Here is a 13,085-nt window from a genome sequence, read left to right as displayed (position 1 = left end):
CCCTGCCACTGACAATGGGCCCCGCCGTCCCTCCGGCCTGTGGATAACTCTGTGGACAACTATGTGAACAGCTTCACGCGACCCCGGGATTCCGGGCCGGAACCCCATAAGAATGGATGTTCGATTTTAGTGTCAAGCGCGCCGCGCCGGGCCCGGCTCAGGCGCCGTCGCGCGGCGGGGCCTGGTCGGGGAGGCGGGGCGAGGCGGGCGGGGTCTCGTCGCCGGCCTGCTCCTTCTTGGCCCGCAGCGCCCGCTGCACCCTGGCCAGCACCAGCTCGCCATGGCGCCGGTGGCCGTGGACGCGCGGGTCCTCCGTCACGTCGTACCGCTTCACATAGGCCCCGAGGAACGCCTGGAGGGTGGCGACCGCCGGGATGGCGATGAGCGCCCCGACCGCGCCCAGCAGCGCCGTGCCGGCGACGACCGACCCGAAGGCCACGGCCGGGTGGATGTCGACGGTCCTGGCGGTGAGCTTGGGCTGCAGCACGTAGTTCTCGAACTGCTGGTACACCACGACGAACGCCAGCACCCACAGCGCGTACCAGGGGTTCTCGGTGAAGGCGATGAGCATCGGCAGGGCGCCCGCCAGGTACGTGCCGATGGTCGGGAGGAACTGCGACACCAGGCCCACCCACACCGCCAGCGCCGGCGCGTAGGGCACGTTCAGGAACTCCAGCAGGACGTAGTGCGCCAGACCGGAGATCAGGGCCATCAGACCGCGCGAGTAGAGGTAGCCGCCCGTCTTGTCGACGGCGATCTCCCAGGCGCGCAGCACCTCGGCCTGCTTGGCCGGCGGGAGTACGGAGCACAGGGCCCGGCGCAGCCGGGGCCCGTCGGCCGCGAAGTAGAACGAGAACAGGAAGATCGTCAGCAGCTTGAACAGCCCGCCGAGCACGGTCGCGGAGACGTCCAGCACACCGCTGGCGCTGTTCTGGACGTACTTGCGCAGCCAGTCGGAGCGCAACAGGCTGTCCTGGACCTCGACCCGGGACAGCTCGGTGTGGAAGGTGTGGTTGCTCCAGTTGATCAGCGAGTCCAGGTAGCGGGGGAAGTCCTCGACGATCTCGATGATCTGCCCCGCCAGCATGGAACCGAGGAGCACCACGAACCCGACGCCGACGGCCATGACCGCGAAGAACACCAGGAAGGTGGCGAGGCCGCGGCGCATGCCGCGGGCCGCCATCCGCCCGACCGCCGGCTCGACCGCCAGCGCCAGGAAGAAGGCGATCAGGATGTTGATGAGCAGGCCGATGAGCTGGTGGAAGGCCCAGCTGCCGAGCTGGAAGCAGGCGTAGAGGGCCAGGGCGAGCACCATCGCGCGTGGCAGCCAGCGGGGCATACGGCCGCCGGCCGGGGGTGGGGCGGACTCTTTCCCGGTCGGGGGCACGGTGGTCGTCGTCTCGTTCTCGTCAGTCGGGGCCACGGGGCAAGTCTCGCGTACGGCTCGGACAACGGGCGTATGCCCCGGAAATCCCCGGCGATGCGCGTCAGCGCTTGTCCGCGGGGACGCCCACCGCCTCGCACACCGCCCGCCACACGTCCTTGGCCTCCCAGCCGGCCCGCAGCGCCTCGTGCACCGTACGACCGCCGAGTTCGGACATCACGTGGTCCCGCGCGAAGGACTCGGCGTACGCCGAACCGAAGTGGTCCGCCATGCGCTCCCAGAAAATCGTCAACCGCATGAACCCAGTATCCCGCTCCTGAGAGTGCAGCCCTGTCCGCACTGCTTGCCGAAAGCCCTTTCCGCCCTACCGTCGGAACATGGCTGGAACTCCCCTCGCTGGACCTCCCCTCGCCGGAACTCCCCTCGCCGGGGCTCCGCTCGCCGGAACTCCCCTCGCCGGGGCTCCGCTCGCCGGAACCCCTCTCACGCGCGCCGAGCACTTCGTCTGGCTGACGGCCCGCGTGCTCGAACAGCGGCGCTTCGCGTACCACTTCCTCGGCGGCGGCGCCGACGCGGTCGAGGCCGCCCTCACCGCGTACCTCAACGAGGACGGCGGTTACGGGCACGCGCTGGAGCCGGATCTGCGCGGCCCCGTCAGCCAGCCCCTGCACACGGCGCACGCGCTGCGGGTGCTGGACTCCATCGGCCGGTGCGGCGGGATGCGCGTGGAGCGCGTGTGCCGCTACCTGACGGGGGTGTCCACGCATGACGGCGCGCTGCCCGCGCTGCACCCCTCCGTGCGGGGCTATCCGATCGCGCCGTTCTTGCCGGTCGTCGACGACCCGCCCAGCGACCTGCTGGCCACCGGGCCGGTGGTGGGGCTTCTGCACCGGAACCAGGTGTGGCACGCGTGGCTGTTCCGCGCCACGGACTTCTGCTGGGCCGCGGTCGAGGGGCTGGAGAAGTCGCACCCGTACGAGGTCCAGGCCGCCGTCGCGTTCCTGGACGGCGTCCCGGACCGGGCCAGGGCGGAGGCGGCGGCGGACCGGCTGGGCCGGTCGGTGCGGGAGCAGCGGCTCGCGGTGCTGGACCCGGCGCGCGTCGGGGACTTCCCACTCCCGCCGGGGTACGCGCCGGGCGAGCACCACTTCCCGCACGACTACGCGCGGGTGCCGGACTCCCTGGCCCGGCGCTGGTTCACGGACGAGGAGATGGCGCGCTCGCTGAACCACCTCGCCGCCGAGCAGCGGGAGGACGGGGGCTGGCCGATCCGCTGGCGCGAGTGGGCCCCGGGGACGGCCCTGGAGTGGCGGCCGATCGTGACGATCGAAGCGCTGCGGACGCTGCGCGCGTACGGCCGCCCGATCGGCTGAACCGGCGCCGGCCGGCCGCTGTACGGAGGGGCCGGCCGTACGGAGGGGCCGGCGCGGGGCCGTCGTACGGAGGGCCGACCGTACGGAGGGGTCGGCGGGACCGTCGTACGAAGGGGCCGGCGTCAGCCGCCCAGGGCCCGTACCACCGCCGTCACCGCCACCGCGGCGGCGACCACCACCAGGAAGGGCGAGCGCAGGACCAGCGCGAGCGCCGCGGCCGCGAGGCCGGCACCGCGCGCGTCGACGACCAGCGAGCCGCCGGCGCTGAAGGTCTGCTGCGCGGTCAGGGCGGCCAGCAGGGCGACGGGCAGCAGCGCGGACAACCGCTGGACGAGCGGCCTCTCCAGGGTCGCGGCCGGGACGAGGAGACCGGTCAGTTTCAGCAGGTAGCAGCCTGCGGCGGTCAGGCCGATGGCGATCCAGACGCTCAACGCTCCGCCCCCTGCCGTCCCGGGCGGTCACCGAGCGCCCCGCGCCCCTGGAACCACAGCACGGCCGGTGCCGCGAGCGCCGCGACGAGCACCGGCGCCCCCGCGGGCAGCAGGGGCAGGGACGCGAGCCCCAGCACGACGGCGAGCCCGGCGACGGCCCGCTCGGTGGCCGTACGGAGCATGGGCGCCAGCAGGGCGAGGAAGACGGCCGGTCCTGCGGCGTCCAGGCCCAGGGCGTTGGTGTCGCCGATGGCCTCGGCCCCCAGGGCGCCGAGGAACGTGGTGAGGTTCCACAGCACGTACAGGGTGAGCCCGGTGACGGTGAAGCCGATCCGCGCGGCACGGCGCGTGGGCTGGGCGAGGGAGACGGCGGCGGTCTCGTCGATGACCCAGTGGGCCCCGAGCGGGCGTACGAGGCGGGGCAGGGCGAGCAGCTGGGACAGGCGGAGCCCGTAGAAGGCGTTGCGGGTCCCGAGGAAGAAGGCGCCGGCCGCCGCGGTGAACGGGTTCCCGCCGGCCGCGAGCGCCCCCACGAGCGCGAACTGCGAGGCGCCGGTGAAGACCAGGAGACTGAGCGCGCAGGTCTGCAGGAGGGTCAGCCCCGCCCCGGCCGACGTCACGCCGAAGGCGAAGCCGGACAGGCCGACGGCCAGCCCGACGCCGAGCGCGTCGCGGACGACGGCGCTGTCGGCCTTGCCCACGGGCGGAACGGCTGTCGGGCGCCCCGGTTCTCCGGTGTCTCTGGTGAGTGCTGTCTGTTCTGCCACGCCCGGGACGCTACGGGCGGGGGCCGTTCCCGGTCTTGTACGTTCTTGCGCGTTCGCGCTGGTAGGCGCCCGGTGGCACGCCGACGATGCGGGTGAAGTGCCGGTTCAGGTGCGGCTGGTCGGTGAAGCCGACCGCGACGGCGGCGGCCGCGGGCGCGGTGCCGGCCTCCAGGAGGTCACGGGCGGCACGCACGCGCGCGTTGGTGAGCCAGGTGTGCGGCGGCATGCCGTAGGCGGCCTTGAAGGCCCGCAGCAGGGCGAACGGGCTGGTGCCGAGTTCGCGCGCGAGCTGTTCCAGGGAGGGCGGCTCCGCCATCCGCGCCTGGAGGAGCTCCCGGGCCAGGGACGCCGTGCGGGCCCCGGCGGCGAGCGGCGCGCGGGCGGGCAGCGTCTGGCCGTGGCGGTGCAGCAGCCGGGCTATGGCGACGCGCAGGAGGCTGTCGGCGGCCAGCGCGTTGCCCTCTTCGGCCGCCCGGTGCACGGCGCGGACGAGCCGGGCGGTGTCCTCGTCCTCGACGATGGTCTCGGCGAAGCCGGGCGTACCGCGCAGCGTGGTCTCCTCCGCCGCGATCCCGGCCACCAGGGTGGACGACGGGTAGAGGGTCGCGTACGACCAGCCATCGGGGGCCCCGGCGTGCGCGGAGTGCGGCACCTCCGGGTTGATCATGACGACGGTGCCGGGGCGGGCGCGGATCGTGCCCTCCGGCATGACCACGTCCTCGGCCCCGCGGCGGACGGCGCCGAGGACGAACCCCTCGTGGCTGTGGCGCGCGAAGGTGTGGCGTACGTAGCGCGCCCGGAGCAGGTCGAGCCCGGGCACTCCGGGGTAGTTCCAGTGCCTGGCCCACTCGCCGTCCCGGTCGCCGCCCCGCTCACCGTTCCGTTCGCTCGCCATGATTCCATTCTGCGCCCGTCCGCCCGCCTCCCGCGTCCGTCCGTACGCCTCCTGCATCCGTCCGTAACGCCTCCGACCTGCGCGTCCATGGCGCGGACGGGCGCGTGGCCCCGCCGCCGGGCCGGATTGTCGGTGGCGGGGTGCACGATGGTGGACATGGCCAGGACTGCGCTCGACTCCTTCTCCCCCGCGACCCGCGCCTGGTTCACGGGGGCCTTCAGCGCGCCCACCGCCGCGCAGGAGGGCGCGTGGCGGGCGATCGGCGCGGGCTCGGACGTGCTGGTGGTGGCGCCGACCGGTTCCGGCAAGACCCTGGCCGCGTTCCTCGCCGCGCTGGACCGGCTCACCGCCACGCCGCCGCCCGCGGACGCCAAGAAGCGCTGCCGGGTGCTGTACGTGTCGCCGCTCAAGGCGCTCGCGGTCGACGTCGAGCGCAATCTGCGCAGTCCGCTGACCGGCATCCGCCAGGAGGCGGTCCGGCTGGGGCTGCCCGAGCCGGAGGTGCGGGTCGGCATCCGCTCCGGTGACACCCCGGCCGCCGAGCGGCGCTCGCTGGCCACCCGGCCGCCGGACATCCTGATCACCACGCCCGAGTCGCTGTTCCTGATGCTCACCTCCGCGACCCGGGACGCCCTGTCCGGCGTCGAGACGGTGATCCTCGACGAGGTCCACGCCGTCGCCGGTACGAAGCGGGGCGCGCACCTGGCCCTGTCCCTGGAGCGGCTGGACGAGCTGCTGCCGCGGCCGGCGCGCCGCATCGGCCTGTCGGCGACGGTGCGCCCGGTGGACGAGGTGGCCCGCTATCTGTCCCCGCAGCGGAAGGTGGAGGTCGTCCAGCCGCCTTCCGGCAAGGAGTTCGACCTCTCCGTCGTCGTCCCGGTCGAGGACCTCGGCGAGCTCGGGGGCTCCCCCGCCACGGACACGGACCAGGCCGAGCGGCCGTCGATCTGGCCGCACGTCGAGGAGCGGATCGCCGACCTCGTACAGGCGCACCGCTCGACGATCGTCTTCGCCAACTCGCGCCGGTTGGCCGAGCGCCTGTGCAACCGGCTCAACGAGATCGCCTACGAGCGCGCCACCGGAGAGGCCCTCCCCGAGGACCAGTCACCGGCCGAGCTGATGGCCCAGTCGGGCGCGGCGCAGGGCGCCCCGCCGCTGCTGGCCCGGGCGCACCACGGGTCGGTCTCCAAGGAGCAGCGTGCCCTGGTCGAGGAGGACCTCAAGGCGGGCCGCCTGCCCGCCGTGGTCGCCACCTCCAGCCTGGAGCTGGGCATCGACATGGGCGCGGTGGACCTGGTGGTCCAGGTCGAGTCGCCGCCGTCCGTCGCCTCGGGCCTCCAGCGCGTGGGCCGGGCCGGGCACCAGGTGGGCGCGGTGTCGACCGGTGTCGTCTTCCCGAAGTACCGCGGTGACCTGGTGCAGGCGGCCGTGGTCACCGAGCGGATGCGCAGCGGCTCCATCGAGTCGATGCGCATCCCGTCCAACCCGCTGGACGTGCTGGCGCAGCAGGTGGTCGCCATGGTCGCCCTGGACACCTGGCAGTTCGACGACCTGCTCGCGGTGGTGCGGCGCGCGGCGCCCTTCGCGTCCCTCCCGGAGTCGGCGTTCACGGCCGTCCTGGACATGCTCGCCGGCCGCTATCCCTCCGACGCGTTCGCCGAGCTGCGCCCGCGCGTGGTGTGGGACCGGATCGCCGGCACCATCACAGGCCGGCCGGGGGCGCAGCGCCTCGCGGTCACCTCGGGCGGCACGATCCCCGACCGGGGCCTGTTCGGGGTGTTCCTGGCGGGCGCCGACCCGAAGAAGGGCGGCGGCCGGGTCGGGGAGCTCGACGAGGAGATGGTGTACGAGTCGCGCGTGGGCGACGTGTTCACGCTCGGCACCTCCTCCTGGCGGATCGAGGACATCACGCGCGACCGGGTGCTGGTCTCCCCGGCCCCGGGCGTGCCGGGGCGGCTGCCGTTCTGGAAGGGCGACCAGCTGGGCCGGCCCCTGGAGCTGGGCCGTGCGGTGGGGGCCTTCCTCCGCGAGGTCGGCTCGCTGGAGCCGGACGACGCCCGGCTGCGCCTGGTGGCGGCGGGCCTGGACGCGTGGGCTGCGGACAACCTCCTGGCGTACCTGGACGAGCAGCGCCGCGCCTGCGGTCACGTCCCGGACGACCGCACCATCCTGGTGGAGCGGTTCCGCGACGAGCTGGGCGACTGGCGGGTGGTGGTCCACTCGCCGTTCGGCGCCCAGGTGCACGCTCCCTGGGCCCTGGCCCTCGGCGCCCGCCTCTCCGAGCGGTACGGCATGGACGCCCAGGTGATGCACGCGGACGACGGCATCGTGCTGCGGCTGCCCGACGCCGACCTGATGGGCCTGGACCTGCTCGACCCGGACCCGGCACCCACGCCCGCGCCCGGTCTGGAGTACGACAGCGAGCAGGCCCCGGTCGGCGCCGCCGACGTCGTCTTCGACAAGGGCGACGTCGACCAGGTCGTCACCGACCAGGTGGGCGGCTCCGCCCTCTTCGCCTCCCGGTTCCGCGAGTGCGCGGCCCGCGCCCTGCTGCTGCCGCGCCGCAACCCCGGCAAGCGCACCCCCCTGTGGCAGCAGCGCCAGCGCGCGGCCCAGCTGCTCCAGGTGGCGAGCGAGTTCGGCTCGTTCCCGATCGTGCTGGAGGCCGTCCGCGAGTGCCTCCAGGACGTCTTCGACGTGCCGGGCCTCCAGGAGCTGATGGGCGACATCGAGTCGCGCCGCGTCCGCCTGGTCGAGGTCACCACCCCCGAGCCGTCCCCCTTCGCCCGCTCGCTCCTCTTCGGGTACGTCGCCCAGTTCCTGTACGAGGGCGACTCCCCGCTCGCCGAGCGGCGGGCGGCCGCCCTGTCCCTGGACTCCCGGCTGCTGGCCGAGCTGCTGGGCCAGGCGGAGCTGCGGGAGCTGCTCGACGCTGAGGTCCTGACCGAGCTGGAGCGCGAGCTGCAGTGGCTCGCCGAGGACCGCCGCGTCAAGGACGTGGAGGGCGCCGCCGACGCCCTGCGCGTCCTCGGCCCGCTCACCGACGCCGAGCTGGCGGAGCGCGGCGCCGACCCGGCGTGGGCGCAGGACCTCGCCAGGACGCGCAGGGCGATCCGCGTCCGGATCGCCGGGGCCGACCACTGGGCGGCCGTCGAGGACGCGGGCCGGCTGCGCGACGCCCTGGGCACCGCGCTGCCGGTCGGCGTCCCGGAGGCGTTCACCGAGCCCGTGAAGGATCCACTCGGCGATCTCCTCGCCCGGTACGCCCGCACGCACGGCCCGTTCACGTCCTCGCAGGCCGCCGCACGCTTCGGTCTGGGCACCGCCGTCACCGACGGCGCGCTGCACCGCCTGGCCGCGAGCGGGCGGGTCGTCCAGGGCGAGTTCCACCCTTCCGGCATCGGCCAGGAGTGGTGCGACGCCGCCGTTCTGCGCCGCCTGCGCCGCCGCTCCCTGGCCGCCCTCCGCCACGAACTGGAGCCGGTCCCGCCGGCCGCCCTGGCGACCTTCCTGCCCCAGTGGCAGCACCTCGGGAGCAGCAGCCTGCGCGGCATCGACGGGCTGGTCCGCGCCATCGAGCAGTTGCAGGGCGCCCCGGTCCCCGCCTCCGCGCTCGAAAAACTGATCCTGCCCTCCCGCGTGGCGCACTACGCGCCCACCCTCCTCGACGAGCTCACCACCACGGGCGAGGTCCTGTGGGCCGGGGCCGGGGCGCTGCCCGGCAAGGACGGCTGGGTCTCGCTCTACCTCGCCGACGCCGCCCCGCTCCTCCTGCCCCCACCCCACCCCCTGGAGCTCACGGCCCTCCACGAGTCGATCCTCACGGCGCTCTCCGGAGGCTACGGCCTGTTCTTCCGGCAGATCGCCGACCAGGTCCGCGCCACCACCCATCCCGACGCCACCGATCCGCAGCTCGCCGACGCCCTGTGGGACCTGGCCTGGTCCGGCCGGCTCACCAACGACACCCTCGCGCCGTTGCGCGCCCTGCTCGGCTCGGGCCGTACGGCGGGCGCCACCGCCCACCGTGCCAAGCGCACCGTCCCGCGCGGCCGGTACGGCACCCTCACCGCGGCCGCCCGCCCGACCGGTCGTGCCGCCTCCCGTTCCGGCCCGCCGACCGTGAGCGGCCGCTGGTCACTGCTGCCTCCCGCCGAGCCGGACCCGACGCACCGCGCCCACGCCCTGGCCCGCACCCTGCTGGACCGGCACGGCGTGGTCACGCGCGGCGCCGTGGCCGCCGAAGGCGTGGAGGGCGGCTTCTCGGCGACGTACCGCGTCCTCTCGGCGTTCGAGGACAGTGGGCAGGCGCGCCGCGGCTATGTCGTCGAGGGCCTGGGCGCCGCCCAGTTCGCGATGGACGGCGCGGTCGACCGCCTCCGCGCGGCGGCGACCGCGCGCGACCGCGCCGAGCCCGGCGCCGCCCCGCGCGCGGTGGTCCTCGCCGCCGCCGACCCGGCCAACGCGTACGGCGCCGCCCTGTCCTGGCCCGAGCCCCCGACGGGCGCCGGGCACAAGCCGGGCCGCAAGGCGGGCTCCCTCGTCGTGCTCGTCGACGGCGAGCTCGCGCTCTACATGGAGCGCGGGGGCAAGACCCTGCTGTCCTGGTCCACCGAGCCGGAGGACCCGGTCCTGCGGGCGGCGGCCGAGGCGCTGGCCGAGGCCGCCCGCGCGGGCGCCCTGGGCACCGTCACCGTGGAGCGGATCAACGGCACGGCGGCCCTGACGTCGCCGCTGTCCCGCGCCCTGGAGGCGGCCGGTTTCCACGCCACCCCGCGGGGCCTGCGGCTGCGCGCGTAGCGGCCGCGAGCGCACCGGCCGCCGGCACTGGCCCATCATGGAGACATGCCCGAAGGAGACACCGTCTGGCTGACCGCCCGTCGCCTGCACACCGCCCTCGCGGGCAGGCTCCTGACGCGCTCCGACCTCCGCGTCCCGAAGCTGGCCACCGCCGACCTGACCGGCCGTGAGGTCCTCGACGTCACTCCGCGCGGCAAGCACCTGCTCACCCGCATCGAGGGCGGGCTGACCCTGCACTCCCATCTCCGGATGGACGGCTCATGGCGCGTCTTCGCGGCCGACGAGCGCTGGCGCGGCGGCCCCGCCCACCAGATCCGGGCCATCCTCGCCACCACGGCCCACACCGCCGTCGGCTACCGCCTGCCCGTCCTGGACCTCATCCGTACCAGCGACGAACACACCGTCGTGGGCCACCTGGGCCCCGATCTCCTCGGCCCGGACTGGGACTTCGAGGAAGCCGTACGCCGTGTGTGCGCCGACCCGGCGCGCCCTCTCGGCGAGGCGCTGCTGGACCAGCGGAACCTCGCCGGCATCGGCAATGTCTTCAAGTGCGAGCTCGCCTTCCTCGCCCGCGTCACCCCCTGGCTCCCCGTCGGCGACCTGCCGCTTGGCGTGCCCGAGCGGCTCGTCGCCACCGCCCACCGCCTGCTGGAGGAGAACAAGGAGCGCGTCGAGCGCCGCACCATGCCGGGTTCACGCCCCGACCAGAAGGTGTACGTCTACGGCCGCAGGCACCAGCCCTGTTACCGCTGCGGCACCCCGATCCGCTGGGACGACCGGCACGAGCGGATCTCGTACTGGTGCCCCGGATGCCAGAAGGGCCCCGGCCCCGAGGCCGCCGCCGCCAGGTGACGCCTTGTCGGCGCCGGAGCGCGTCAAGCGCGTGAACGGCCCCACCGCACCGCTCTGGTGAACCTCAAGGCCCTGGACCCCTTGGAGGCCCTGCGCGCCGGCGGCGGTGACGCGGCGTGCACCGGCAGGAGACTGAGCCCCCATCCGCCGGCCGCCACGGCACCCTCCACGACGCCCGCCTGACCCGGCGCCAGGGCCAGTCTCAGCACCGCCCAGCACCACAGTCCGCCCAGCACCAGCGCCAGCGTCACCCGCCCGGCCGTCAGCAGCCGCGGGCCCACCCGCCGTTCGGGTACCGGGCGCCCGAGCCCCCGCTGTCCAGCCACCGGCAGTCCGGCCACCGGCAGCCCGCCCACCGGCGGTCCACCCGCCGGTAGTCCAGCCGCCGCCGACCGCCGTTCAGCCGACCGCCGTTCAGGTGCCGGCCGCGAGACCCGTCGCCGTACCATGGCCGCCTCCTCCGGTCGACGCTAGACCGGCCGGTCAACCGGCGGGAGGGGCGTACCGGTGCGCGCCTCCCGCGCGCACCCGGCCGCCCTCACGCGCTCCTCGCGCTCCGCCGGCGCCGTACCGCCTGTAACGCCCGTACCGCCACGCGCGCGTAATCCGGCTCCGCGCCGCTTACACACTGTCCGCCTGGCGGCTCTCGGCCTGGAACATCCACCCGTGCTTCTCGAGATCGGCGGTCAGCGCGATCAGCAGGTCCTGCGTCACCGGGTCGGGCTCGTCGGTCGCGGCGATGCGCTCCCGCATCCGTCCGACCACGGTGACGAGCGCGTCGACCATGATCTTCACCGCGTCGTCGTCCTTGATCCACCCCGTCGGTACGTTCCCGATGGCGCTGCTCGACGCGACCGATGAGGCGCGCCCGTCCGGGTTCACGCCCAGCGTCGAGGCACGCTCCGCCACGATGTCGGCGTGCTGGCGCGCGGTGGCCACGACCTCGTCGAGCTGGAGGTGAATGGAGCGGAACCGCGGTCCGACGACGTTCCAGTGCACCTGCTTGGCCACCAGGGACAGGTCCACCACGTCCACCAGCGCCCCCTGCAGGGCTTCGCCGACCACCTTGAGGTCGGCGTCGGGCAGAGAGCTCTTCACGACAGTCATTCCGAATCCTCCATTCGAGCGTGCGGCTGTACACCCTCACGCCTCGTCCACCATGACACATATGACCTGAAACGGGCATTCGGAGTAAACGAAAGCCCCGGTCGGCACTCGGGTACCCGACCGGGGCTCAGCTCAAAACGCTAGCTCGCTCTCAACACGAGCGCGCGCTCAGGCGGCGACGACGTCCACCGCCTCGGCGGGCGCCTTGATGGTCACCCGCTCCGTCGGCACGCCCGCCACCGACGTCACGGACACAGAGTTGAGCATGGGACGCACTGGTGCCGGCACCGGCTCACTCGCCGCTGCCGATTCCGCCAGCTCCGCCAGCGAGAGCTCGTCGCTCACCTCTCGCATGAGCTCGGACATCCGTACGTCAAGCGCGTCGCAAATCGCGGAGAGCAGCTCGGAGGAAGCCTCCTTCTGCCCCCGCTCCACCTCGGAGAGATAGCCGAGCGAGACTCGGGCGGACGAGGAGACTTCGCGCAGAGTACGGCCCTGGCGTTGGCGCTGCCGACGCAGCACGTCACCCAGCAGGCGACGGAGCAGAATCATCGGTGGCTCCCTCCTCGGACCGCGTAGCCGCATCCTTCACGCCCCACCGTACCGCCTCGCGCTGCGGCCGTGCGGGGAGCGATGTCGTGTTCACTCAGGGCTGCAAACATCAATTCCCCCCGTTCTGTTCCGTATCCTGTGCCCGCGCATTCTCCGAGAGTTCGTTCGCGAGCAGCTCCAGCACGCTCCGTACACTCTCTTTACGGATTTCCGCACGGTCGCCGTTCAATCTCAGGGCGACGACTTTCCCCGCTCCGAGTGGCCCGTCGGGCGGCCCGCAAACCGCCACGAACACCGTGCCGACCGGCTGCCCGTCCTGCGGTTCGGGCCCCGCGACACCCGTCGTCGCGACCCCCCAGACGGCACCCAGCCGGGCCCGTACACCCGCCGCCATCTGCAGTGCCACGTCCGGGTCGACCGCCCCGCGCTCCTCCAGAAGGGTGCCGTCGACGCCCAGCAGCTCGCGCTTGAGCGCCGTCGCGTACGCCGTGACGGAGCCGCGGAACGAGCGGGAGGCGCCCGGTACGGAGGTGAGCTCGGCGGCCACCAGGCCGCCGGTGAGGGACTCGGCCACGGCGAGCGTCTGGTGACGCTCCGCGAGCAGCGCCAGCGCCCGCGCCGCGAGGGCCGCCTCGTCCGTAGCCGCCGGCGTCGCGACGGCGGCTCCGGCCGGACCCGGCGAAGTCGCCACGACACCCGCCGCCGAACCTGCCGAAGTCGTCGCCGGCGTCATCGGCCCGGCTCCGATCCGCTCTCCGCCCCCGCTCCCGAAGCCGTCCCCGCGCCACCCGGCGCCGCGTCCCCCGGAGCCGTCCCGGCCGCCCCCGCGCCCGGAGCCGCCCCGGCCGCCGCCGCGGCTGCGCTTTCGTCTGACCCCCAGGGAGACGAGCTTCTACGACATGTTTTCCGCCTCCGCGGACAACATCG

12 protein-coding genes and 1 pseudogene are annotated in these 13,085 nt (G+C 74.1%); 4 read left to right on the top strand and 9 right to left on the bottom strand.

Features of this window, described 5'->3' with window-relative positions; all coding sequences use genetic code 11:
• Positions 1 to 157: 157 nt before the first annotated feature.
• Together AB0A69_RS26360 and AB0A69_RS26355 are read right to left on the bottom strand one after the other, a co-directional pair.
• A complete protein-coding gene (locus AB0A69_RS26360) occupies positions 158 to 1,339 on the bottom strand; it encodes an AI-2E family transporter (RefSeq protein ID WP_361427220.1) in 1,182 nt (393 codons plus the stop codon).
• A gap of 148 nt (positions 1,340 to 1,487) precedes the next feature.
• Entirely contained in the window at positions 1,488 to 1,682 is a 195-nt protein-coding gene (locus tag AB0A69_RS26355; protein ID WP_355356707.1) for a DUF3046 domain-containing protein, read from the bottom strand.
• A 223-nt stretch (positions 1,683 to 1,905) separates the two neighbouring features.
• On the opposite strand from AB0A69_RS26355, the gene AB0A69_RS26350 reads away from it, so the two are divergent.
• Entirely contained in the window at positions 1,906 to 2,757 is an 852-nt protein-coding gene (locus AB0A69_RS26350) for a hypothetical protein (RefSeq protein ID WP_361427217.1), read from the top strand.
• Between the two features lie 122 nt (positions 2,758 to 2,879).
• Here AB0A69_RS26350 and AB0A69_RS26345 read toward each other — a convergent pair whose 3' ends face one another.
• Genes AB0A69_RS26345 through AB0A69_RS26335 form a run of 3 tightly spaced genes read right to left on the bottom strand, consistent with a single transcriptional unit; the run spans position 2,880 to position 4,850 of the window.
• The gene (locus tag AB0A69_RS26345; protein ID WP_361426879.1) at positions 2,880 to 3,188 is read right to left on the bottom strand and encodes an AzlD domain-containing protein; all 309 of its coding nucleotides are present in this window, start codon (positions 3,186 to 3,188) and stop codon (positions 2,880 to 2,882) included.
• Complete coding sequence (locus AB0A69_RS26340) at positions 3,185 to 3,955, bottom strand: AzlC family ABC transporter permease (protein WP_361426876.1); 771 nt, start codon at positions 3,953 to 3,955, stop codon at positions 3,185 to 3,187. Before AB0A69_RS26340 ends, AB0A69_RS26345 begins: the two co-directional genes overlap by 4 nt.
• 10 nt (positions 3,956 to 3,965) lie before the next feature.
• Positions 3,966 to 4,850: an AraC family transcriptional regulator gene (locus tag AB0A69_RS26335; protein ID WP_361426873.1), complete on the bottom strand. Its 885-nt coding sequence runs from the start codon at positions 4,848 to 4,850 to the stop codon at positions 3,966 to 3,968.
• A gap of 156 nt (positions 4,851 to 5,006) precedes the next feature.
• Here AB0A69_RS26335 and AB0A69_RS26330 point away from each other — a divergent pair, with 156 nt between their 5' ends.
• Entirely contained in the window at positions 5,007 to 9,647 is a 4,641-nt protein-coding gene (locus AB0A69_RS26330) for a DEAD/DEAH box helicase (protein ID WP_361426870.1), read from the top strand.
• Positions 9,648 to 9,692: 45 nt separating this feature from the next.
• On the top strand, positions 9,693 to 10,499 hold the full coding sequence (locus AB0A69_RS26325) for a DNA-formamidopyrimidine glycosylase family protein (RefSeq protein ID WP_361426867.1): 807 nt from the start codon (positions 9,693 to 9,695) through the stop codon (positions 10,497 to 10,499).
• 23 nt (positions 10,500 to 10,522) lie between these two features.
• Here AB0A69_RS26325 and AB0A69_RS26320 read toward each other — a convergent pair whose 3' ends face one another.
• From AB0A69_RS26320 to AB0A69_RS26305, 4 genes are all read right to left on the bottom strand, one after another.
• Positions 10,523 to 10,750 (bottom strand): hypothetical protein, encoded by a 228-nt coding sequence (locus AB0A69_RS26320; protein WP_361427214.1) that lies wholly within the window; start codon positions 10,748 to 10,750, stop codon positions 10,523 to 10,525.
• Positions 10,751 to 11,120: 370 nt separating this feature from the next.
• Positions 11,121 to 11,606, bottom strand: coding sequence for a DNA starvation/stationary phase protection protein (locus AB0A69_RS26315; protein ID WP_361426864.1), 486 nt, complete (start codon positions 11,604 to 11,606; stop codon positions 11,121 to 11,123).
• Positions 11,607 to 11,774: 168 nt separating this feature from the next.
• Positions 11,775 to 12,158 carry a helix-turn-helix transcriptional regulator gene (locus AB0A69_RS26310; RefSeq protein ID WP_019889909.1) on the bottom strand — a complete coding sequence of 128 codons (384 nt, stop codon included), beginning with the start codon at positions 12,156 to 12,158 and terminating at the stop codon, positions 11,775 to 11,777.
• A 109-nt stretch (positions 12,159 to 12,267) separates the two neighbouring features.
• Entirely contained in the window at positions 12,268 to 12,768 is a 501-nt protein-coding gene (locus AB0A69_RS26305) for a CinA family protein (protein ID WP_361427211.1), read from the bottom strand.
• A gap of 247 nt (positions 12,769 to 13,015) precedes the next feature.
• Here AB0A69_RS26305 and AB0A69_RS26300 point away from each other — a divergent pair.
• Positions 13,016 to 13,085: pseudogene (locus AB0A69_RS26300) on the top strand (DUF47 domain-containing protein); the annotation flags it as partial.

Origin of the sequence: Streptomyces sp. NPDC045431 (genome assembly GCF_040646655.1) — a bacterium.
Classification (GTDB): Bacteria; Actinomycetota; Actinomycetes; order Streptomycetales; family Streptomycetaceae; genus Streptomyces.
This window is presented reverse-complemented; position numbering and strand designations above follow the sequence as displayed.